This is a genomic window from Paraburkholderia sp. MM5384-R2 (assembly GCF_014201025.1).
Lineage (GTDB): Bacteria > Pseudomonadota > Gammaproteobacteria > Burkholderiales > Burkholderiaceae > Paraburkholderia > Paraburkholderia tuberum.
The window spans coordinates 69,187-90,949 of record NZ_JACHDI010000018.1 but is presented as its reverse complement, the minus strand read 5'-3'; the positions used below and the strand labels follow the sequence as shown (position 1 = coordinate 90,949).

The window sequence follows — 21,763 nt, the reverse complement described above, 5'->3', positions numbered from 1 at the left end:
CTTATAGCACAGGCCTAGCTGGCCGCAACCGCCATCGGGATGATCTTTGCGCCGAGCTTCATTTGGTCCAGATAGTCGGCCCATTTCTGCATCATGACGCAGCGCTCTTTAATGAATTTCGTCCGGTTGTATGCTCTGCCCAGCGTGTCCGGCACCGTATGCGCGAGTTGGTGCTCGATTACTTCCGGCTTCTGCTCCAACTCTTCATGCAAAATCGTCCGGGCCATCGCTCGGAATCCATGGCCGGTGATTTCGGTACGCGTGTCGTAACCCAAACGACGCAGCGCGGCGTTGATTGCAGCATCGCTCATCGGACGCTGCCGGGAACGGGCACCCGGAAACACATACTGCCCGCTCCCGGTCACGGCCTGCAACTCCTTCAGAATCTTGACGGCTTGTGTGGCCAGCGGAACGAGATGCTCGGTCTTGGTCTTCGTGACTAGGTAGCGCCACTCCGCTTTCTCCAGATCGAACTGAGACCATTCCGCTTTCCGTAGCTCCCCAGGACGCACGAACAGCATCGGCGCGAGCTTGAGCGCGCATAGCACGGGGAACGTGCCGGAGAAGCCGTCGAACGCTCGCAACATTTCTCCAACCTTTGCGGGCTCGGTAATCGACGCGAAGTGAGTCGTCTGCGCTGGCGGGATGGCCTTCACGAGACTCGCCGCAGGGTTGCCCTTGCAATGCCCTTCCTTGATCCCGTAGATGAAGACCCGGCCAATCTCGCTGCGAATACGGTGCGCTGTAAACCGAGCGCCACGGCTATCGATCCGTTTCAGCACAGCCAGGATCTCGGGAGCATTAATGTCCGCAATCGGACGCTTGCCAAGCCAGGGAAACACATCGCTCTTCAACCGAACCAACGTCCGCTCATGCTGCCGAGGCTCGACGTATGGTCGACGCTCCTCCAACCAAGCCATTGCGACGACTTCGAACGAATTGTCGGCAGCCAAATGTGCGGCCCGCCTATCGGCCTTCTTGGTTTCTCCCGGATCTGATCCCTTCGCCAACTGCTCGCGCGCTTCTACTCGTCGCTGACGGGCGAGAGCGAGACTAACCTCGGGGTACACGCCCAACGCCAACGTTTTCTGCTTTCCCAGATAGCGGTACGCGAGCCGCCAGTACTTCCCGCCGTTCGGCTGCACCAGCAAAAACATGCCGTCTCCGTCCGTCAGCTTGTAAGGCTTGTCATGGGGCTTGGCATTGCGGATAGCGAGATCTGAAAGGTTCATGTCGTGGGTACCAACAGGCGTTTGCGTGATACCAACGAATATACCAGCAAGCCTATCGGACCTAATTCGATTCCATCGGAGCTCCCGCCGGCGTCGGACAACAAAAAACCCCGCAGAATCAAGGACTCTAGCGGGGTTTTCGGACGACTTCGGAGGTCGTCGGAGAAGCATATGGTGCCGGCTGCAGGACTCGAACCCGCCACCTCATGATTACAAGTCAAGCGCTCTACCTGATGAGCTAAGCCGGCATGAGGCCGTGATTCTACTTCATTTCACGATCTTAAGGCGAGCCCTTCCGCCGCCTTTCGAGCCGTCGTCGTCGGGCTGCGGTTTGTCGTCGGCGTCGGTGGCCGCGGCAGGGTCGGCGGGGGCGGTTTCGACGGCGCGCGGAGGCGCCGGCGTGTCAGCTTCGTCCGCGGCATCCGCGCCCGAATCCTGAGCCTCGCCGCCCGCCGATTCGACCGGGAACGCCATACCCTGGCCATTCTCGCGCGCGTAGATCGCAAGAATATTGGCGACCGGCACTTCGATCTTGTGGGACTTGCCGGAGAAGCGCGCGTTGAACTCGATCCACTCGTTGCCCATCTGCAGCTGGCTGGTCGCCTCGAAGCTGATGTTCAACACGATCTCGTTGTCGCGCACGAACTGACGCGGCACGCGCGTCTGATTGTCGACGCGGACCGCGATATGCGGTGTGTAGCCGTTATCCGTGCACCACTCGTAGAGCGCGCGCAACAGATAAGGCTTCGTGGAAATCTCTTGCATCAACAGTCCTCTTGCGGGCGCGGGCGCGCATCGAAGCGATGCGGCATCCGCGCTCCAAAGCCAAACTCAACGACGCATCACCTTTTCCGACGGCGTCAGCGCTTCGATATAAGCCGGGCGGCTGAAAATGCGCTCGGCGTACTTCATCAGCGGCGCGGCGTTCTTCGACAGCTCGATACCGTAGTGGTCAAGGCGCCAAAGCAGCGGTGCGATCGCGACGTCGAGCATCGAGAACTCTTCGCCGAGCATGTACTTGTTCTTCAGGAAGATTGGCGCGAGCTGCGTCAGGCGATCGCGGATCGCGAGGCGCGCCTTCTCGTGATTCTTCTCCGCTGCCTTGCCCTTCTCGTTTTCGAGCGTGCCGACGTGGACGAACAGCTCTTTCTCGAAGTTGAGCAGGAACAGGCGGGCACGCGCGCGCTGGACCGGATCGGCCGGCATCAGCTGCGGGTGCGGGAAGCGCTCGTCGATGTACTCGTTGATGATGTTCGATTCGTACAGAATCAGGTCCCGTTCGACGAGAATCGGCACCTGACCATACGGATTCATCACGGCGATGTCTTCCGGCTTGTTGAACAGGTCGACGTCGCGGATCTCGAAGTCCATGCCCTTTTCGAACAACACCAGCCGGCAGCGCTGGGAGAACGGGCAAGTAGTGCCGGAATACAGAACCATCATGTTTACGTTTCCTCAAAAAGCTGAAGGGCCAGCGCGCGGAAAAACCGTTCAGCAGGTTTTTCCTGGCGCCGGCCCCACGCCATGTAGCGGCGTGATTATTTGATATGTTTCCAGTACGCGGCGTTCAGTCGCCAGGCGAAAAAGCTCAGGATACCGAGGAACAACAGCACCCACACGCCAAGTTGCCTGCGGGTTTGCTGCGTCGGTTCGGACATCCATGACAGGTACGACACGAGGTCGGCCACAGCAGAATCATAATCTACCGGCGACATCGTCCCCGGAGTCAGTTGCTGGAAACCGAGGAATTTGTGTACTCTTTCGCCGGTTTTTTCGTCGGTTTCGTCACCGAATTTCGCCGCACGCTGCCCCTGAAGCTGCCACAGCACGTGAGGCATGCTCACGTTTTGGTACACCAGATTGTTCCAGCCGGTCGGCCGCGTATCGTCGCGGTAAAAACTCCGCAGATACGTATAAAGCCAGTCCGTGCCGCGCGCCCGCGCCTCCACCGACAGATCCGGCGGCGTCGCCCCAAACCACGCTTTCGCGTCCTCCGGGCGCATCGCCACGGTCATCGTGTTGCCGACCTTGTCGGTGGTGAACAGCAGGTTCGCCTGGATTTCGTTCGGCGTGATGCCGAGATCGGTCAGGCGGTTGTAGCGCATCAGGTTCGCGCTGTGGCAATTCAGGCAGTAGTTTACAAACAATTGCGCGCCGCGCTGCAAAGAAGCGAAATTGTTCGTGTTGTCCGGCGCGCGATCGAGCGGGAAATTCTCGTCCGCGTGAACCGGAGCGGCCAACAGCGCAAGCACGGTCGCGCCGACCAGCGCGCACATCGAAAGCAGTTTTTTCATCTTCATGTTCTCCTGGCTCGCGATTAGTGAGGCTTGAACCGCACCCGCTCGGGCGGCTGCTTGAACTTGCCAAGCCGGGTCCAGAAGGGCATGCCGAGGAAAAACGCGAAGTAGATCAGCGCGCAGATCTGGGCGATCAGCGTCGAGGCCGGCGATGGCGGTCGCGTGCCGAGGAAGCCGAGCGTCAGGAACGCGATCACGAAGATCCCGAAGAAAACCTTGTGGAAGAACGGCCGGTAGCGAATAGACCTGACCGGCGACCGGTCGAGCCACGGCAGGAAGAACAGCGAAATCACAGCGCTGCCCATCACCACGACGCCCCAGAACTTCGATTCGGTGAACACCATCGCGACGATCACCAGCACCGCAAGCACCGGCAGACCGAACTTCCACTTGCCGCGCGCGCGCACGAGCGCCAGCAACCCGAGTAGCGCGATGACGATCATCAGCACGATCTTGAATGGATCGGTAGTGGCGCGCAGCATCGCATAAAAGGCGGTGAAGTACCACACAGGCGCAATTTCCGGCGGCGTCTGCAGCGGATTCGCGGGGATGAAGTTGTTGGCTTCAAGGAAGTACCCACCCATTTCCGGCGCGAAGAAGATGATCGCCGCGAAGATCAGCAGGAAGATCGTTACGCCCATGAAGTCGTGCACCGAGTAGTACGGGTGGAACGGAATGCCGTCGAGCGGCACGCCATCCGGGCCCTTCTTGGCCTTGATCTCGATGCCGTCCGGGTTGTTCGAGCCGACTTCGTGCAGCGCGACGAGGTGCGCGATCACGAGGCCGATCAGCACCAGCGGAATCGCGATCACGTGAAACGCGAAGAAGCGGTTCAGCGTGACGTCGGAGACCACGTAGTCACCGCGAATCCACAGCGACAGATCCGGACCGATGAACGGAATCGCCGAGAACAGGTTCACGATCACCTGCGCGCCCCAGAACGACATCTGCCCCCACGGCAGCAGGTAGCCGAAGAACGCCTCGGCCATCAGGCACAGAAAGATCAGGCAGCCGAAAATCCACACGAGCTCGCGCGGCTTGCGGTACGAGCCGTACATGAGCCCGCGGAACATGTGCAGATACACGACGACGAAAAACATCGATGCACCCGTCGAGTGCATGTAGCGGATCAGCCAGCCCCACGGCACCTCGCGCATGATGTACTCGACCGACGAGAACGCGAGCGTCGCGTCGGGCTTGTAGTTCATCGTCAGGAAAATGCCGGTGACGATCTGGTTGACCAGCACCAGCAACGCAAGCGAACCGAAGAAGTACCAGAAGTTGAAGTTCTTCGGCGCGTAGTACTCGGAAACGTGCTTCTTCCACGTGGCAGTCATCGGGAAGCGCTGGTCGATCCAACCAGCCAGCCCGGTCGTCTCTACTTCGTGTTCGCTCGCCATTACGCTTCTCCTTTTTCGTCCTTCCCGATCACAAGGGCCGTCGCCGACGTGAACATGAAGCGCGGGATGTCGAGGTTCTGCGGAGCGGGTTTGTTCTTGAAGACGCGGCCGGCCATGTCGTAGGTCGAGCCGTGGCACGGGCACAGGAAACCGCCGGGCCAGTCGTCGGGGAGATTCGGCTGCGGGCCTTCCTGGAAGCGCGGCGTCGGCGTGCAGCCCAGATGCGTGCAAACGGCGACGGCAACCAGCAGATGCTTGTTCTCGGCGCGTGAACGGAATTCGTTGTTGCAGTAGTCCGGCAGCGGCATCGAAAACGGATTCAGCGAGTGGGGGTCCGCGACCTGGCTGTCGGCTTTTTGAACATCGGCGAGCATGCGGTCCGTGCGGTTGATGATCCACACCGGCTTGCCGCGCCAGGCGACCGTCATCATGTCGCCGGGCTTCAGACCACTGATATCGACTTCGACCGGGGCACCTGCGGCCTTGGCCTTTTCGGATGGTGCAAAGGAACTAACAAAGGGTACGACAACGGCAACACCTCCTATGCCGCCTGCTACGGTCGTCGCTACCAGCCAGTTACGGCGGCTGCCATCGACGCGTTCCTCTTCTTTGTCTCGCATCACACGCCCCACTTCTGAGTTGGATTTTTCCTTCACGTCGCTTCTACCGCCGCTAGTTTGCTCGAATGGAGTCGCCATTTACAAGGGCCGATTGCCAAAAACCGTGCGAAGCCCTTGATAACTCAGGGTTTGTCCTCACCGATCGCAAACTTTTTCGCACCTCCTTTTAAGTGCCTTCTGCAGTATTCCTGCTTTTTTCTTCGTTAATGCAATTCGCAATTCAAACGGGGTTGGGGATATCGATAAACAGATGTTCGATATCGAACGATTCGGACAGATGCTTGCCCACCGCTTGCACGCCGAAGCGCTCGGTCGCGTGGTGGCCAGCGGCCAGAAACGCGACGCCGCTTTCCGCCGCCGTATGCATCACCGACTCCGATACCTCGCCGGTCACGTAGACGTCGACACCCGCGTTGATCGCCGCGTCGAACATGCCTTGCGCGGCGCCCGTGCACCAGCCGACGCGGCGCAGCTCCGTATCCGGATCGCCGAACACGAGCGGCGTGCGGCCCAGTGTCTGCTCGATTTCCGCGGTGAGGTGCGACAGCGTGATCGGCATCGGCAGCGTGGCGAGCCAGCCGAGATCGTTGTCGCCGAAACGCGCGTCGCTGATCCAGCCCATCTTCTCGCCGATCTGCGCGTTGTTGCCGAACTCGGGATGATCGTCGAGCGGCAGATGGTAGGCGAACAGGTTCAGGTCGTTGGCGAGCAGCAGCTTCAAACGAGCATGTTTGCGGCCGGTGATCTGCGGTGCCTCGTTGCGCCAGAAATAGCCGTGATGGACCAGCACGGCGTCCGCGCCCCAGTCGAGCGCGGCCTCCAGGAAGGCCACCGACGCGGTCACGCCGGTCGCGAGCTTGTTGATCCGGCGGCGTCCTTCGACCTGCAATCCGTTCGGGCAATAGTCCTTGAAGCGCGCGGTTTCAAGGAGATTGTTCAAGTACAATTCAAGTTCAATCCGATCCATATAGACCTCTAGTCTTCAGATGCTTAGACGCTTCTGGCTGTTATTTGCCCAAGCGGTGACGGTGCTGTTGGCGCTGATGTTCATCATTGCGACCCTCAAACCGCAGTGGCTGCAGCGTCAAGGACAATTCGGCAGACAACTCGCCGAACCGATCGTCGCGCTACGGGAAGTGGCGCCGGGCATCGGCACTGGCCATGCCGAAACGTCCTATGCCGAAGCGGCGCAAAAGGCCATGCCCGCGGTCGTCAACGTGTTCTCCAGCAAGGATGGCTCGCTGCCTCCCGACCCGCGCGCCAAAGACCCGCTGTTCCGCTACTTCTTCGGCGACAGGAACAATCGCAAGCAGCAGGAGCAGCCTGCCTCGAATCTCGGCTCAGGCGTGATAGTGAGTTCGGAAGGTTACATTCTAACGAACCAGCACGTCGTCGACGGCGCCGATCAGATCGAAATCGCGCTCGCCGATGGCCGCACCGCCAGCGCGAAGGTCATCGGCATCGACCCCGAAACCGATCTGGCCGTGCTAAAGGTCAATATGACCAATCTGCCCACCATCACGCTCGGCCGGATGGACCAGACCCGCGTCGGCGACGTCGTGCTCGCGATCGGCAATCCGTTCGGCGTCGGGCAGACCGTAACGATGGGCATCGTCAGCGCGCTCGGCCGCAACCATCTCGGCATCAATACGTTCGAAAACTTCATCCAGACCGACGCCCCGATCAACCCCGGCAATTCGGGCGGTGCGCTCGTCGACGTTAACGGCAACCTGCTCGGCATCAACACCGCAATCTACTCGCGCTCGGGCGGCTCGCTCGGCATCGGCTTCGCGATTCCTGTGTCGACCGCGCGCAGCGTGCTCGAGAGCATCATTACGACCGGCACGGTCACGCGCGGCTGGATCGGCGTCGAACCGCAGGACGTCACGCCGGAAATCGCGGAGTCGTTCGGGCTCGATCAGAAGTCGGGCGCTATTGTCGCGGGCGTGCTGAAAAGCGGCCCGGCCGACCGTGCGGGCATCAAGCCCGGCGACATCCTGACGAGCGTAAACGGCCAGGTGATCACCGACACCACGCGTCTGTTGAACGTGATCGCGCAGATCAAGCCCGGTACGGCGGCGAAAGTGCATCTGGTGCGCAAAGGTCATCAGATCGATCTCGACGTGATGATCGGCAAACGCCCGCCGCCGCCGAAGCAGGCGCAAGACGATAACGGCGGCGATCAGCCGGATGACGAAGGCGGTTGAAGTAATGCCGCGATTCCACGCAATGAATAAGGGCAGTCCGCAATGAACTGCCCTTTTTCATTTGACACCCGGCACTGACTCGCGGCACTTCAACTAGACGGCGGCGGACTCGCATCCTCCACGACCACCGGCTGCTTGCCGACGATCAACCGCGCCGCGACGATGCCAGCTTCGTACAGCAGAATCAGCGGAACCGCGAGGATCAACTGCGAAAACACGTCCGGCGGCGTTACGACGGCCGACACCACGAACGCGCCGACGATCACATACGGCCGGATCTCCTTCAGCTTCTTCAGCTTCACCACGTTCATCCGCACCAGCAGCACGACGACGATCGGTACCTCGAACGTGACGCCGAACGCGATGAACATCGTCAGCACGAAGCTCAGGTAATTGTTGATATCGGTTGTCATCTCCGCGCCAAGCGGCGCATTGTAGTGCGCCATCACGCGGAAGATGGTCGGAAACACGACGAAATACGCGAACGCCATGCCGCACAGGAACAGCGTGTAGCTGCTCGCGACGAGCGGCGCGACGAGCTTCTTCTCGTGCTGATAGAGCCCAGGCGCGACGAACGCCCAGATCTGGTACAGCACGACCGGCAGCGCGATCACGAAGGCGACCAGCATCGTCACCTTCATCGGCACGAAGAACGAGCCGGTGACGTCGGTGACGATCATCTTGCCGTCCTTCGGCAGATTCATCATCAGCGGACGGGCGAGCAGTCTGAAGATGTCCGGCGCCCAGTACACGAGCCCGATGAACACGACGACGACGGCGAGCCCCGCACGAATGATGCGGTCACGCAGTTCGACGAGGTGGGAAATGAAGGTCTCTTCAGTGCCTTCGTTCTGGGATTGCTGGGGGTCGCTCACACCGGCCCTCGGTTGGGGATTGTCGATCTGAACATCAGAAAAACCGCGTCGGACGACGCAGGTTGGCAGGTGTGTGCCGCGCAACGCGCGCGGCGCCCGACTGCACGCGCGTGCGCCGCAGGCTCGCTCGCTTGTACCAGGTGGGCGTGGCGCTCTGCTGGACGCGCCAGGTCTTGCGTTTGGGCGCGGCGGCCGGCGTACTGACGGGCCACGAGTTGGCACCCGCGCTGCCGCTGGCTCCGCTGCCGGCGTCTTCGAGCGCGCCGCCGGCGATGCTCGGCGATACCGACGTACCGCTATTCCATGCTTCGTTCAGTTCATTCTCGTGCTTGCGCAGATTGTCATGAACCGCCGTTTCGACATTGCTCGCGGCCTTCTCGAACTCGGTCTTCATGCGCCGCAATTCGTCGAGCTCGATTTCGCGCGTGACTTCGGCCTTAACGTCGTTGATGTACCGCTGTGCGCGGCCGAACAGCGCGCCGGCCGTGCGAGCGACACGCGGCAGGCGCTCAGGCCCGAGGACGACCAGCGCGACGACGCCGATCAGCGCCATCTTGGTTAGACCGAGGTCCAGCATGAAGTGGAATGTCCGTCAGAAACGCGGGAACGGCGCGAAGGCCGCGGCTTAGCGGTAATCGCTCGATTGCTGCGTCTTTTCCTTCGCTTCGACGTCCACCGCGCCGTTGCGCGGCAGCTCGCGCTGCTGCTGTTGCGCGTCGGCCGACGACGAATCGGCTTCCTTCATGCCTTCCTTGAAGCCCTTCACGGCGCCGCCCAGATCGCTGCCGATGTTGCGCAGCTTCTTCGTGCCGAACACGAGCGCGACGATCAACAGAACGATCAACCAATGCCAAATACTCAACGAACCCATGACGACTCTCCTTATCCCCGGCGCCGCATCTCGATGCGGCCAATTTGCATAACCTGAAGCGCGTGCGCTTCGTCTCGATATATCTCTACGTTACCTCAGGCTGCATCGCCTCGCTCGCAATGCGGCCATCTACGCCTGTCATTGTGGCCACACGATCGCGTCGACGTTATTACACAGCGGTAAAAACAACGACGGCGCTATTGTCCTCGACCAAAACTCGCGGCGGTGCGCACTTGCCACGCAGTGCGCCTGACGCGTGAACCGGCGCTCAGCCCATGCGTTGCCAGGGACGCGGTCCCGCGAGAATGTGCGCGTGCAGGTGATACACCTCCTGACCACCGCCCGGACCGGTATTGATTACCGTGCGAAAGCCCGTTTCGCCGCCGTTATACGCGACCCCCAATTGTTCGGCCAGTCGCGCGGCCAGGACAAGCATTCTACCAAGCAGAGGCGCGTCGCTTTCCGTGCAGTTCGACAGCGTTGCAATGTGCTTGCGAGGAATCACCAGCACATGCGTTTCGGCCGCCGGACGGATGTCGCGGAAGGCGACGAACTCGTCGTCTTCGTGGACCCTGGTCGACGGGATTTCGCCGGCGGCAATCTTGCAGAAAAGGCAGTTCGGATCGTGACTCATCGTATTCCTGACGCGGTATGACTTGGGCGAGCGAAGCCGCCCGCGCCGAGGTTCGATCCGAAAGCCGGCCCGCCCATACGGACCGGCTAGCGTTCAGACCCAACTGGCCGGATTCGCGAACGGCTTGTTATCGTACAGATACAGCCAGCCTTTGATAATACGGTACAACATCCATATGCTGACTGCCCACAGCACCGGAATGCCGATCACGACGAGCAGCAGCAACGCGCCGATCGCGTAACCGACGAGGCCCAGCCAGAACGTGCGGATCTGCCATTCGAAGTGCGCTTCGTACGGCGTGCCGGCCACGTCCGACCGTTTGACGTAGTTGATGATGATCGCGACCAGAATGGTGAGCCCGCCGGTCAGCCAGTGGACCGCATACAGCGCGTACAGCACGTGCGTGAGCGTGCGCAGGCTGCGCTCGCGCTCAGGCTCCATCGCGTGGCGGTAGACCGGCGGCGGATAGCTTCCTTGCGACTGTTCCATGCTTGCGTCCTCCCGGAGGTGCGGTTACCGCTATATTGGTGCCGGCGCGCGCGACTTCAAGCGGAAACGCCAGATTTCCGCTTCGGCTGCTCAGTCGCCGTTTTCCTCGCGCTCGCGACTCTTGCGCAGCGCCTTTTCCTCGATGCCCGACAGGCCTTCGCGACGCTCGAGTTCGGCGATCACGTCGGCGGGGCTCAGTTCGAAATGCGACAGCATCACGAGGCAGTGGAACCACAGGTCCGCAACCTCGCCGACCAGCGCCTTCGGGGCGCCGCCCTGGCGCACGTCCTTCGCGGCCAGCACGACTTCGGTGGCTTCTTCGCCGATCTTTTTCAGCACCGCGTCGTCGCCCTTGTGGAACAGGCGCGATACATACGAGATGTCCGGATCGCCGCCCTTGCGGCTGTCGATCACCGCCGCGAGGCGCAGCAGCGTGTCGAGCGTGGAAGCCGTGGCGGGCGACGGGTTTTGCGTGGATTGCGTCATTTGTAGATGTGTTCGGGGTCTTTCAGCACGGGATCGACGGCCTGCCAGTCGCCATCGTCCACCGAGCCTTCGAATTTCTGGAAAAAGCACGAGTGGCGGCCGGTATGGCACGCGATGCCCGATACCTGCTCGACTTTCAACAGCACGACGTCTTCGTCGCAATCGAGTCGCACTTCATGCACATGCTGCACGTGGCCCGACTCCTCACCCTTGAACCACAGGCGCTGGCGCGAGCGCGAGAAATACACCGCGCGGCCGGTCTCGACGGTCTTCGCGAGGGCCTCGCGGTTCATCCACGCGAACATCAGCACGTCGTTCGTCGACGCTTCCTGCGCAATCACCGGCACGAGGCCGTTCGCGTCCCACTTGACCTTGTCGAGCCAGTTCACTGCCGAAGGATTCGTCACGTCACAACCTCACCGAAATGCCCTGCTCGGCCATGAAGCGCTTGGCCTCGCCGACCGTGTGTTCGCCATAGTGGAAGATGCTCGCGGCGAGCACCGCGTCCGCGTGACCGCTCTTGATGCCGTCGGCGAGATGCTGCAGATTGCCGACGCCGCCCGAGGCGATCACCGGCACCGGCACCGCGTCCGACACCGCGCGCGTGAGCGCGAGGTCGAAGCCGCTCCTGGTGCCGTCGCGATCCATGCTGGTCAGCAGGATTTCGCCCGCGCCCAACTCGGCCATCTTGCGCGCCCATTCGACCGCATCGAGACCGGTGGCCTTGCGCCCGCCGTGCGTGAACACTTCCCAGCGCGGCGTTTCGCCGTCGGCCGACACGCGCTTCGCGTCGATCGCGACGACGATGCACTGCGAGCCGTATTTGTCGGTCGCGTCCTTCACGAGTTGCGGATTCGCTACCGCCGACGAGTTCATGCTGATCTTGTCGGCGCCCGCGTTCAGCAGGCGCCGCACGTCTTCGACCGCGCGCACGCCGCCGCCGACCGTCAGCGGAATGAACACCTGCGAAGCGACCGCCTCGATGATCGGCAGAATCAGGTCGCGCTGATCCGAGGTCGCGGTGATGTCGAGGAACGTCAGTTCGTCGGCGCCCTGATCGTCGTAACGGCGCGCGATTTCGACCGGGTCGCCCGCGTCGCGCAGTTCGACGAAGTTGACGCCCTTGACCACGCGGCCCGCGGTGACGTCGAGACAGGGGATGATGCGTTTAGCTAGAGCCATGATCGTGCAATTCTGCCAATACCGCTGATGAGGCCGCTCGCTTGCGGGCAAGCGGCACGGTGCCGGCGCGAGCGGTTGCGTCGCGCCGCGAGTGAGGTGCCGGCCGGAAGCTGGCGAGGTTCCGGGCGCTTGATCGTGCGACGCGCGTTACAGGCAAGCCATCGTTCGAACGAGCGCCGCAAACAGACACGAGCGCAACGCCGGCGGCCCGCGCAACCTGCCCAGCACGCGCAGCCGACGCCGTGCTTAAGCGTCGTCCGCTTCGCGCAGTTTGTCCGCGAGCGTCTGCGCGGCCGCGAAGTCGAGGTCGCCCGAATAGATCGCGCGGCCGCAGATTACGCCCTCGATGCCCTCGCCTTCGACTTCGCACAGCGATTCGATGTCCGCGAGGTTCGACAGGCCGCCGCTCGCGATCACCGGAATCTTGACCGCGCGCGCAAGGCGCACCGTCGCTTCGATGTTGATGCCTTGCAGCATGCCGTCACGGCCGATGTCGGTGTAGATGATCGACTCGCAGCCGTAGTCCTCGAACTTGCGCGCGAGGTCGGCCACTTCGTGACCGGTCAGCTTGCTCCAGCCGTCGGTGGCGACCTTGCCGTCTTTCGCGTCGAGGCCGACGATGATGTGACCGCCGAACGCGGTGCACGCGTCCTGCAGAAAGCCGGGGTTCTTCACCGCGGCCGTGCCGATGATCACGTACGACAAACCGTCGTCCAGATAGCGCTCGATCGTGTTCAGGTCGCGGATGCCACCGCCCAACTGAACCGGAATCGCGCCGCCCACTTCATCGATGATCGCCCGGATTGCATCGCCGTTCTTCGGCTTGCCGGCGAACGCGCCATTCAGATCGACGAGATGCAGACGACGCGCGCCGCGGTCGACCCAATGTCGGGCCATTGCCGCCGGTTCCTCGGAGAAAATCGTCGCCTGGTCCATATCGCCCTGTTTGAGGCGTACACACTGACCGTCTTTCAGGTCGATGGCGGGAATCAGCAGCATAGCAATCGGGTGTTATCTGGGAGTGGATTGAAGGTCGGCGGCAGCGGCTGGCGAGTCAGCCCGCCGCAATACCGTCTCGCTAGTTTAGTACAACTCGTTCGGCGCTCCAGTGGGGCGCCGGTCGGATGCGGGACCGCGGCACCGCGCGACGCGCGCGCGGCAACGGGATGAAAAAAGGCGTTCACGGGTTCCAGTGCACGAAGTTGCGATACACGCGCAAACCCGCCTCGGCGCTCTTTTCAGGGTGGAATTGGGTGGCAAAGATGTTATCGCGCGCTACCGCCGAGGTAAAGGGCACGCCGTAGATCGTTTCGCCCGACGTATGCGCCGGGTTGTCCGGAACCACGTAGTAGCTGTGCACGAAGTAGAAGAACGCGTGGTCGGCGACACCGTCCCACAGCGGATGCGGCTGCGCCTGACGCACGCGGTTCCAGCCCATCTGCGGAACCTTGAAGCGCGAGCCGTCGTCCTGCACCTGGCCTTCGAGCTCGAAGCGCACCGCCTTGCCGGGCAACAGACCCAGACCCGGCGTGTCGCCCTCGGCGCTCCAGTCGAACAGCATCTGCTCGCCGACGCACACGCCCATCAGCGGCTTGCTGCGCGACGCCTCGACGACCGCTTCCTGCAAACCGGACGCGCCGAGACTGCGCATGCAGTCGGGCATCGCACCCTGGCCCGGCAGCACCACGCGGTCGGCCGAGCGGATCGCTTCCGGACGATCGACGATCGCCACGTCCGCTTCCGGCGCCGCTTTACGCAGTGCCTGGGCAACCGAGCGCAGGTTGCCCATTCCGTAATCCACAATCGCTATCGAAGTTTTCATTTCAAGTTTGGCCGCTCTGCCCTCGCTCCATCGATGCCGCCGCGCGGCGTCAAACGACGTGCCGGCAAATGCGGTCCTACCCGATGAATCGCTTGAAGGTGAGTGGCCTGAAGACGTTGGAGGCGGCGAAACCCGTGTTAAGGCCTGCTACGGCCGTTACGTTAGAGGCTGCCCTTGGTCGATGGAATCTGTCCGGCCGCGCGCTCGTCGAGTTCGACGGCCATGCGCAGCGCACGCCCGAATGCCTTGAACACCGTTTCGAGCTGATGGTGCGCGTTGATGCCACGCAGGTTGTCGATGTGCAGCGTCACGCCGGCATGGTTCACGAAGCCGCGGAAGAATTCGATCGACAGGTCGACGTCGAACGTGCCGATGCGCGCGCGCGTGAACGGCACGTGAAATTCGAGGCCCGGACGGCCGGAAAAATCGATCACGACGCGCGACAGCGCTTCGTCGAGCGGCACGTAGGAATGGCCGTAGCGGCGGATGCCCTTGCGATCGCCGATCGCCTTCGCGACGGCCTGGCCGAGCGTGATGCCGGTGTCTTCGACCGTGTGATGGTCGTCGATATGCAGGTCGCCATGCGCTTCGATCTCGAGGTCGAACAACCCGTGGCGGGCGATCTGGTCGAGCATGTGGTCCAGGAACGGCACACCGGTGGCCAGCTTCTGCTGGCCGGTGCCGTCCAGGTTGATCTTCACACGGATCTGCGTTTCGCTGGTGTTGCGAACGACTTCCGCAAGGCGCATGGCAATTCCTCGAATCTGGCTTAAAAGCGCTAGTAATGTGGGGTGGACAAACTGGCGGGCTGCTCAGTGCAGCCCTTCAACGCAGCGGCTCAGTGCCGCCGCTCAATGCGGCGGGTTACCGCAACACGAGTTTCAGGCCGGCGAGCAACTGGGCGTTCTCGTTCGGCGAACCGACGGTCAAACGCACGCAATTGGCCAGCAATGGATGCATTTTACTCACGTTTTTGATCAGAATCCGCGCCGTTAGCAGGGTTTCGAACAATACCGACGCATCGGGCACCCGCACGAGCAGGAAGTTGCCCGCGCTAGTGAACACTTCGGCGCCCGGCAGCGCGGCCACCGCCTGCGCGAGTTTCTCGCGTTCGTCGCGCAATTGCGCGGCCTGCGCATCGAGCACGCCGATGTGGTCGAGCAGGACATCAGCGGCGGCCTGCGTCAGCACGTTGGTGTTGTACGGCGGGCGAACCTTGTCGAACTCGGTCAGCCACGCAGGCTTGCCGACCAGGTAACCGAGGCGAATGCCGGCGAGGCCCAGCTTCGACACCGTGCGCATCACGACGACGTTGTCGAACTGGTCGGCGCGCGGCAGCCAGCTCTTCTGCGCGAACGGCTGATACGCCTCGTCGATCACGACGAGGCTCTTGCCCGCCGAGGCGATGATGCGCTCGATTTCGGCGTCATCGAACAGTGTGCCGGTCGGGTTGTTCGGATACGCGAGATAGATGATCGCCGGTTCATGCTCGGCGATCGCCGCGAGCATCGCGTCGGTATCGAGCGTGAAGTCGGCTTTGAGCGGCACGCCGACGAATTCGAGATTGGCCAGCTTCGCCGACATCTGATACATGACGAAGCCCGGCACCGGCGCGAGCACCTTCGCGCCCGGCTTCGCGCACGCGACCGACATGATGCTGATGATTTCATCCGAGCCATTGCCGAGCAGCACGTCGCACCCCGTCGGCACGCCCATCACGTGACGAATGCGCTCGATCAACTGCTCGGGGCGCGGCGCCGGATAACGGTTCAACGCGACGCCGGCCAGACGCTCGCCGAGATGCGCGGCAAGTTCCGGCGGCAGCGGAAACGGGTTTTCCATCGCGTCGAGCTTGATGAAGCCGGTGGCGTCCGGAACCGGATAGCTCGTCATTGCGAGCACGTCGCTGCGGATGATGTCTTGAGGTGTCGTCATAGGTTCGGGGGCCGGGCCGTGCGAAAGACGCGGGGTCGGCGTCGTCGGCGTGGGGCGCTCGGGTTGGTCTCTGTCGTCGTTATTGAATGGGGCGGGTGGGCTCGAGCCGTCGCTCGAGCGAGTGGAGGAAGCCGGAAACATGGAAGCCGGTCGATGCGGCGGCGGTTGCCGCCCTCGCCGCTTCGCCTGCTTCCGCTTACGCCTGCTTGAGTTCCGCCGCGCGCCAGCGCGATCAGCGCTCCGCCTCAGCCGCGTTCGTTGGTGTTCTGCCGCATCCGGTATTCGGCGCTGCGTGCGTGCGCTTGCAGACCTTCGCCGTATGCCAGTTCCGCGGCAATCTCGCCGAGCGTCTGCGCACCTTCCGCGCTGACCTCGATCAGGCTCGAACGCTTGAAGAAATCATAGACGCCGAGCGGCGACGAAAACCGTGCGGTTCGCGACGTCGGCAGCACGTGATTCGGGCCCGCGCAGTAGTCGCCGAGGCTCTCGCTCGTGTAACGGCCAAGGAAGATCGCGCCTGCGTGACGGATCTGCTGCGCCCACTGATGCGGCTCCAGCGCCGAAATTTCAAGGTGCTCCGGCGCGATGTCGTTGGCGATCGCGCAGGCCTCGGCCATGTCGCGCACCTTGATCAGCGCGCCGCGGTTTTCGAGCGACGTGCGGATCACTTCGCGGCGCGGCAGGGTGGGCAGCAGTTCGTCGATCGCTTCCTGCACGCGCGCGATGAACGCGTCGTCGGGGCACAGCAGGATCGACTGCGCGAGCTCGTCGTGCTCGGCTTGCGAAAACAGGTCCATCGCGACCCAGCGCGGGTCGGTCGTGCCGTCGCACAACACGAGGATTTCCGACGGCCCGGCGATCATGTCGATGCCGACCGTGCCGAACACGCGACGCTTGGCCGACGCGACGTACGCGTTGCCGGGGCCGCAGATCTTGTCGACCGCGGGCACGGTCGGCGTGCCGTACGCGAGCGCAGCTACCGCCTGCGCGCCGCCGATCGTGAACACGCGATCGACGCCACCCAGCAGAGCCGCCGCGAGCACGAGCGGATTCTTCACGCCTTCCGGCGTCGGCACGACCATCACGATTTCGCGCACGCCAGCCACCCGCGCCGGAATCGCGTTCATCAGCACCGACGACGGATACGCGGCCTTGCCACCCGGCACGTAGATCCCCGCGCGATCGAGCGGCGTGACCTTCTGGCCGAGCACGGTGCCGTCCGCTTCGGTGTACTGCCAGCTATGGCTGCCGCACTCGATCTTCTGCTTCTCGTGATAGCCGCGCACGCGTGCCGCCGCCGCTTCGAGCGACGCGCGCCGCTTCGGCTCGAGACTTTCGAGCGCCGCCTCGAGTTCGGCCATCGGCAGTTCGAGCTCGGCCACGCTTTTGGCATCGACGCGATCGAAGCGATTCGTGTACTCGAGCACCGCCTCGTCGCCGCGCGCCTTCACGTCGTTCAGAATCTGCGCGACCGCGCGCTCGATGGCTTCGTCTTCGCTCGCCTCGAACGCGAGCACCGCATGCAGCGACTTGTGGAAGTCGCGAGCGGTGGAATCGAGTTTGCGAATCTTGGTAGACATACAGGTATCCGTTTCGGTAAGGCGCGCTATCAGTGCAACGTCATATTGCCATCGTCAGTCAGGCCGCCGGGGCCGCGGTTTTCGACGAAGCATTGGCAAACGCGTCGAGAATCGGCCGCAACGCGGCGCGTTTGAGCTTCAGCGCTGCCTGGTTCACGACGAGACGCGACGAAATCTGCATGATCTCCTCCACCTCGACCAGATTGTTCGCGCGCAGCGTATTGCCCGAGCTGACCAGGTCGACGATCGCGTCGGCGAGACCAACCAGCGGAGCGAGTTCCATCGAACCGTACAGCTTGATCAGATCGACGTGAACGCCCTTGGCGGCAAAATGCTCACGAGCGGTTTCAACATACTTGGTCGCGACCCGCAGACGCGCGCCCTGGCGCACCGCGTTCGCATAATCGAAACCGGCTGCGACCGCGACCGACATGCGGCAACGCGCGATGTCCAGATCCACCGGCTGATACAGGCCGCTGCCGCCATGCTCGAGCAGCACGTCCTTGCCGGCCACGCCGAAGTCGGCCGCGCCGTACTCGACATAGGTCGGCACGTCGGTCGCGCGCACGACGATCACGCGCAGGTTCGGGTCGGTGGTCGGCAGAATCAGCTTGCGCGAGCTCTCCGGATCTTCCGCTACCTCGATGCCGGCCGCCGCGAGCAGCGGCAGCGTTTCCTCGAAGATACGCCCTTTCGACAACGCGAGCGTGAGCGGCGCGCTGACCGCCGGCGACGACGACGTTTGCGGCATCGAACTCATGCCCCGCTCCCGGAAACCCGGCGCACCTTCGCGCCGATCGCATTGAGCTTCGCTTCCATGCGGTCGTAGCCGCGATCGAGGTGATAGATGCGGTCGATCAGCGTCTCGCCCTCGGCGCGCAGCGCGGCGATCACAAGACTCGCGGACGCGCGCAGATCGGTGGCCATCACCTTCGCGCCGGACAGTTTTTCGACGCCGGTTACGAGCGCGGTGTTGCCGTCGATCGTGATGCTCGCGCCGAGACGGTTCAGCTCCTGGACGTGCATGAAACGGTTTTCGAAGATCGTCTCCACGACTTGCGACGTACCGTCCGCGATCGTGTTGAGCGCCATGAACTGCGCCTGCATGTCGGTCGGAAACGCCGGGTATTCGGAGGTACGGAACGTGACCGCGCTCGGGCGCTTGTCCATGCGCACGCGCATCCAGTCGTCGCCTTCCTCGACCGTGACGCCCGCTTCGCGCAGCTTTTCGGTGACGGCTTCGAGCAGCAGCGGACGCATCTTGCGCAGCATGACGTCGCCGCCGGCCGCCGCGACCGCGCACAGGAAAGTGCCCGCTTCGATGCGGTCCGGAATCACCGTGTGCTTCGCACCGTGCAGCTTGTCGACGCCATGGATCACCAGACGGTCGGTGCCGATGCCTTCGATCTTCGCGCCCATCGCGACGAGCAGATGCGCGAGGTCGACCACTTCGGGTTCGCGCGCTGCGTTCTCGATGACCGTCTCGCCTTCGGCGAGCACCGCCGCCATCAGCAGGTTCTCGGTACCGGTCACGGTGATCATGTCGGTGACGATGCGCGCGCCCTTCAGACGCTTCGCGCGCGCTTCGATGAAGCCGTGCTCGATCGTGATCTCGGCGCCCATCGCCTGCAGACCCTTGATGTGCTGATCGACCGGACGCGCGCCGATCGCGCAGCCGCCCGGCAGCGACACGCGCGCATGACCGAAGCGCGCGACGAGCGGACCGAGCACGAGGATCGACGCGCGCATCGTCTTCACCATTTCGTACGGCGCGACGAGGTTGTCGACCTTCGACGCGTCGAGCGCGACGCGCCCTTCGCCGGCCTCGATACGCACGCCCATCTGGCCGAGCAACTTGAGCATCGTGCGCACGTCCTGGAGATCGGGCACGTTCTCCAGATGCACCGGATCGGCGCTCAGCAAACCCGCGCACAGGATCGGCAATGCCGCGTTTTTCGCACCCGAGACGACAACTTCACCGGAGAGCGGGTAGCCACCTTCAATGATGAGTTTATCCATGCCTGTCGGTTCCTGATCGGCCCGGTTCGCGTCCGGACCTGCTTTGTCTGTGTTCGGCGCGCCGCTAGCGGTGTCGCGCCCTTCCTGAGTAATTCGCACTAAATTTCCAGATTACGCGTTCTGCCATTCGGCGGGCGTCAGCGTCTTCATGCTGAGCGCGTGGATTTCTTCGCGCATGCGGTCGCCGAGCGCCGCATACACGAGTTGGTGACGCTGGATCAGGCGCTTGCCTTCGAAGTTCGGCGAGACGATCGTCGCAAAGAAATGCTGACCGTCGCCTTCGACTTCGAGATGCTCGCACGCGAGTCCAGCTGCAATGTACTGTTTGACCTGTTCGGGAGTCGGCAACATGAGAGAAGCTCCTCGTCAGTGGCGCAGCTTGTAGCCGGTAGCGAGCATGCGCATCGCCACGGCGGCCAGCACCACGAAGAAACCGGCGACGATCGCGAGGCTCACCAGCGGGTCGATATCCGACACGCCGAAAAAACCATAGCGAAAGCCGTCGATCATGTAGAAAAACGGATTGAGCCGCGATACTTCGCGCCATACGGGCGGCAGCGTATGCGTCGAGTAGAACACGCCCGACAGGAACGTGAGCGGCATGATCAGAAAGTTCTGGAACGCGGCGAGCTGGTCGAACTTCTCGGCCCAGATGCCGGCGATCAGACCCAGCGTGCCGAGAATCGCCGAGCCGAACATCGCGAACACGATGATGTAGAGCGGCGCGGTGAAGGCGAGCGGCACGAACCAGATCGTCACGATGAACACGCCGAAGCCGACACACAGCCCGCGCGCCACGGCCGCGAGCACGTAGGCCGCGAACATCTCGTGGTGCGACAGCGGCGGCAGCAGCACGAACACGAGGTTGCCGGTGATCTTCGATTGAATCAGCGACGAAGAACTATTCGCGAACGCGTTCTGCAGCACGCTCATCATCACGAGGCCCGGAATCAGGAAGCTCGTGTATTCGACGCCCGGATAGACCTGCACGTGGCCGCGCAGCGCGTGGCCGAAGATGGTCAGGTAAAGCAGCGCGGTGATGACCGGCGCGAGCACGGTCTGGAACGACACCTTCCAGAAGCGCAGCAGTTCTTTGTAAAACAGCGTGCTAAATCCACTGTACCCGCTCATGCAAGCCCCTCGATCACTTCTGGACCGTTCATCACCTGAACGAATACGTCTTCGAGGTCGGCCTTGCGGACCTCGATTTCTTCGAATGTACAACCGGCCGCGCGGCAGTGCGCGAGGATGCGCTCGACGTCGTCGTAGCTCGTCAGGCGCAGCAGATGCTGGCGGCCATTGCCGTTGCCGGCGCCGCTTTCCGCCTCGAGCGGACGCAGTTCGGCGGGCAGCACGCCCTGCGCGAAGCGCACGAACAGTTGCATGCCGGCGAAACGCTGCAGCAGTGTGCTGGTGCGATCGAGCGCGACGACCTCGCCACGGCGCAGCATCGCGATGCGGTCGCACAACGATTCGGCTTCTTCCAGATAGTGCGTGGTCAGCACGATCGTGTGGCCTTCGCGATTCAGGCGCGAGATGAACTTCCACAGCGTCTGGCGCAACTCGACGTCGACACCCGCGGTCGGCTCGTCGAGCACGATCACCGGCGGGCGGTGCACGAGCGCCTGCGCGACCAGCACGCGGCGTTTCATGCCGCCCGACAGCGCGCGCATGTTGGCATCGGCCTTTTCGGTGAGATCGAGATTGGCCATGATCTCGTCGATCCACGCGTCGTTGTTGCGCAGCCCGTAGTAGCCGGACTGGATGCGCAAGGTTTCGCGCACCGTGAAGAACGGATCGAACACGAGCTCCTGCGGCACCACGCCGAGCGCGCGGCGCGCGTTGCGGAAATCGTCGACGACGTCGTGACCGCGCACCGCGATGCTGCCTTCGTCGGCGCGCGCGAGACCCGCGAGTATGCTGATGAGCGTCGTCTTGCCCGCGCCGTTCGGACCGAGCAGTCCGAAGAACTCGCCTTCTTCGACCGTGAGGCTGACGCCCTTGAGCGCCTGCAAGTCCTTGTAGCGCTTCTTGACGTTACGAATTTCTATGGCTGACATGACTATGGGCCGCGTGCGTCGCGGCGCCTGAAGTAGCCCCAATGGAGCTTGGGG

Annotated in this window: 26 protein-coding genes and 1 tRNA gene; 1 reads left to right on the top strand and 26 read right to left on the bottom strand. The window is 62.8% G+C overall.

Features of this window, described 5'->3' with window-relative positions; all coding sequences use genetic code 11:
• Positions 1–14: 14 nt before the first annotated feature.
• From HDG37_RS25600 to HDG37_RS25565, 8 genes are all read right to left on the bottom strand, one after another.
• On the bottom strand, positions 15–1,232 hold the full coding sequence (locus tag HDG37_RS25600) for a phage integrase central domain-containing protein (protein WP_184052336.1): 1,218 nt from the start codon (positions 1,230–1,232) through the stop codon (positions 15–17).
• 172 nt (positions 1,233–1,404) lie between these two features.
• Positions 1,405–1,480: transfer RNA gene (locus tag HDG37_RS25595), tRNA-Thr, on the bottom strand.
• Positions 1,481–1,499: 19 nt separating this feature from the next.
• On the bottom strand, positions 1,500–1,997 hold the full coding sequence (locus HDG37_RS25590) for a ClpXP protease specificity-enhancing factor (RefSeq protein WP_184052334.1): 498 nt from the start codon (positions 1,995–1,997) through the stop codon (positions 1,500–1,502).
• A gap of 66 nt (positions 1,998–2,063) precedes the next feature.
• Complete coding sequence (locus HDG37_RS25585; protein WP_006052302.1) at positions 2,064–2,675, bottom strand: glutathione S-transferase N-terminal domain-containing protein; 612 nt, start codon at positions 2,673–2,675, stop codon at positions 2,064–2,066.
• A gap of 95 nt (positions 2,676–2,770) precedes the next feature.
• Entirely contained in the window at positions 2,771–3,526 is a 756-nt protein-coding gene (locus HDG37_RS25580; RefSeq protein ID WP_184052332.1) for a cytochrome c1, read from the bottom strand.
• Positions 3,527–3,549: 23 nt separating this feature from the next.
• Complete coding sequence (locus HDG37_RS25575) at positions 3,550–4,929, bottom strand: cytochrome bc complex cytochrome b subunit (RefSeq protein ID WP_184052330.1); 1,380 nt, start codon at positions 4,927–4,929, stop codon at positions 3,550–3,552.
• Positions 4,929–5,549 (bottom strand): ubiquinol-cytochrome c reductase iron-sulfur subunit, encoded by a 621-nt coding sequence (gene petA, locus HDG37_RS25570; protein WP_090802072.1) that lies wholly within the window; start codon positions 5,547–5,549, stop codon positions 4,929–4,931. The genes HDG37_RS25575 and petA overlap by 1 nt, the downstream gene beginning before the upstream one ends.
• Positions 5,550–5,769: 220 nt before the next feature.
• The gene (locus HDG37_RS25565; protein WP_184052328.1) at positions 5,770–6,516 is read right to left on the bottom strand and encodes a Nif3-like dinuclear metal center hexameric protein; all 747 of its coding nucleotides are present in this window, start codon (positions 6,514–6,516) and stop codon (positions 5,770–5,772) included.
• A 19-nt stretch (positions 6,517–6,535) separates the two neighbouring features.
• Between HDG37_RS25565 and HDG37_RS25560 the strand changes: the two genes are divergently transcribed.
• The gene (locus tag HDG37_RS25560) at positions 6,536–7,756 is read left to right on the top strand and encodes a Do family serine endopeptidase (RefSeq protein ID WP_184052326.1); all 1,221 of its coding nucleotides are present in this window, start codon (positions 6,536–6,538) and stop codon (positions 7,754–7,756) included.
• A gap of 89 nt (positions 7,757–7,845) precedes the next feature.
• Here the strand turns inward: HDG37_RS25560 and tatC are convergent, their stop codons facing one another.
• The 18 genes from tatC to HDG37_RS25470 form a co-directional block, all read right to left on the bottom strand.
• Entirely contained in the window at positions 7,846–8,631 is a 786-nt protein-coding gene (gene tatC / locus HDG37_RS25555) for a twin-arginine translocase subunit TatC (RefSeq protein WP_184052324.1), read from the bottom strand.
• Positions 8,632–8,665: 34 nt separating this feature from the next.
• Positions 8,666–9,208: a Sec-independent protein translocase protein TatB gene (gene tatB / locus HDG37_RS25550; protein ID WP_184052322.1), complete on the bottom strand. Its 543-nt coding sequence runs from the start codon at positions 9,206–9,208 to the stop codon at positions 8,666–8,668.
• Between the two features lie 48 nt (positions 9,209–9,256).
• Complete coding sequence (tatA, locus tag HDG37_RS25545) at positions 9,257–9,502, bottom strand: Sec-independent protein translocase subunit TatA (RefSeq protein ID WP_090802080.1); 246 nt, start codon at positions 9,500–9,502, stop codon at positions 9,257–9,259.
• Between the two features lie 268 nt (positions 9,503–9,770).
• Positions 9,771–10,136, bottom strand: a complete 366-nt coding sequence (locus HDG37_RS25540) for a histidine triad nucleotide-binding protein (protein ID WP_184035806.1) — start codon at positions 10,134–10,136, stop codon at positions 9,771–9,773.
• Positions 10,137–10,229: 93 nt separating this feature from the next.
• Entirely contained in the window at positions 10,230–10,625 is a 396-nt protein-coding gene (locus HDG37_RS25535) for a hypothetical protein (RefSeq protein WP_184052320.1), read from the bottom strand.
• A gap of 90 nt (positions 10,626–10,715) precedes the next feature.
• A complete protein-coding gene (locus HDG37_RS25530; protein ID WP_184052318.1) occupies positions 10,716–11,111 on the bottom strand; it encodes a phosphoribosyl-ATP diphosphatase in 396 nt (131 codons plus the stop codon).
• A complete protein-coding gene (gene hisI / locus HDG37_RS25525; protein WP_090802086.1) occupies positions 11,108–11,518 on the bottom strand; it encodes a phosphoribosyl-AMP cyclohydrolase in 411 nt (136 codons plus the stop codon). Before hisI ends, HDG37_RS25530 begins: the two co-directional genes overlap by 4 nt.
• A 1-nt stretch (position 11,519) precedes the next feature.
• On the bottom strand, positions 11,520–12,293 hold the full coding sequence (gene hisF, locus HDG37_RS25520; RefSeq protein WP_184052316.1) for an imidazole glycerol phosphate synthase subunit HisF: 774 nt from the start codon (positions 12,291–12,293) through the stop codon (positions 11,520–11,522).
• A 246-nt stretch (positions 12,294–12,539) separates the two neighbouring features.
• Complete coding sequence (gene hisA / locus HDG37_RS25515) at positions 12,540–13,292, bottom strand: 1-(5-phosphoribosyl)-5-[(5-phosphoribosylamino)methylideneamino]imidazole-4-carboxamide isomerase (protein WP_090802089.1); 753 nt, start codon at positions 13,290–13,292, stop codon at positions 12,540–12,542.
• Between the two features lie 181 nt (positions 13,293–13,473).
• Entirely contained in the window at positions 13,474–14,115 is a 642-nt protein-coding gene (gene hisH, locus HDG37_RS25510; protein WP_184052314.1) for an imidazole glycerol phosphate synthase subunit HisH, read from the bottom strand.
• Between the two features lie 161 nt (positions 14,116–14,276).
• Positions 14,277–14,864, bottom strand: coding sequence for an imidazoleglycerol-phosphate dehydratase HisB (gene hisB / locus HDG37_RS25505; protein ID WP_013090696.1), 588 nt, complete (start codon positions 14,862–14,864; stop codon positions 14,277–14,279).
• Positions 14,865–14,979: 115 nt separating this feature from the next.
• Entirely contained in the window at positions 14,980–16,050 is a 1,071-nt protein-coding gene (hisC, locus tag HDG37_RS25500; protein ID WP_184052312.1) for a histidinol-phosphate transaminase, read from the bottom strand.
• Positions 16,051–16,295: 245 nt separating this feature from the next.
• Positions 16,296–17,630, bottom strand: coding sequence for a histidinol dehydrogenase (gene hisD, locus HDG37_RS25495; protein WP_184052310.1), 1,335 nt, complete (start codon positions 17,628–17,630; stop codon positions 16,296–16,298).
• Between the two features lie 58 nt (positions 17,631–17,688).
• A complete protein-coding gene (gene hisG / locus HDG37_RS25490) occupies positions 17,689–18,390 on the bottom strand; it encodes an ATP phosphoribosyltransferase (RefSeq protein ID WP_090802096.1) in 702 nt (233 codons plus the stop codon).
• Positions 18,387–19,649, bottom strand: coding sequence for a UDP-N-acetylglucosamine 1-carboxyvinyltransferase (gene murA / locus HDG37_RS25485; RefSeq protein WP_184052308.1), 1,263 nt, complete (start codon positions 19,647–19,649; stop codon positions 18,387–18,389). Before murA ends, hisG begins: the two co-directional genes overlap by 4 nt.
• A 111-nt stretch (positions 19,650–19,760) precedes the next feature.
• Positions 19,761–20,000, bottom strand: a complete 240-nt coding sequence (locus HDG37_RS25480; protein WP_008918725.1) for a BolA family protein — start codon at positions 19,998–20,000, stop codon at positions 19,761–19,763.
• A gap of 15 nt (positions 20,001–20,015) precedes the next feature.
• Entirely contained in the window at positions 20,016–20,780 is a 765-nt protein-coding gene (locus HDG37_RS25475; protein WP_184052306.1) for an ABC transporter permease, read from the bottom strand.
• Positions 20,777–21,709 carry an ABC transporter ATP-binding protein gene (locus HDG37_RS25470; protein WP_184052304.1) on the bottom strand — a complete coding sequence of 311 codons (933 nt, stop codon included), beginning with the start codon at positions 21,707–21,709 and terminating at the stop codon, positions 20,777–20,779. The genes HDG37_RS25475 and HDG37_RS25470 overlap by 4 nt, the downstream gene beginning before the upstream one ends.
• Positions 21,710–21,763 lie beyond the last annotated feature (54 nt).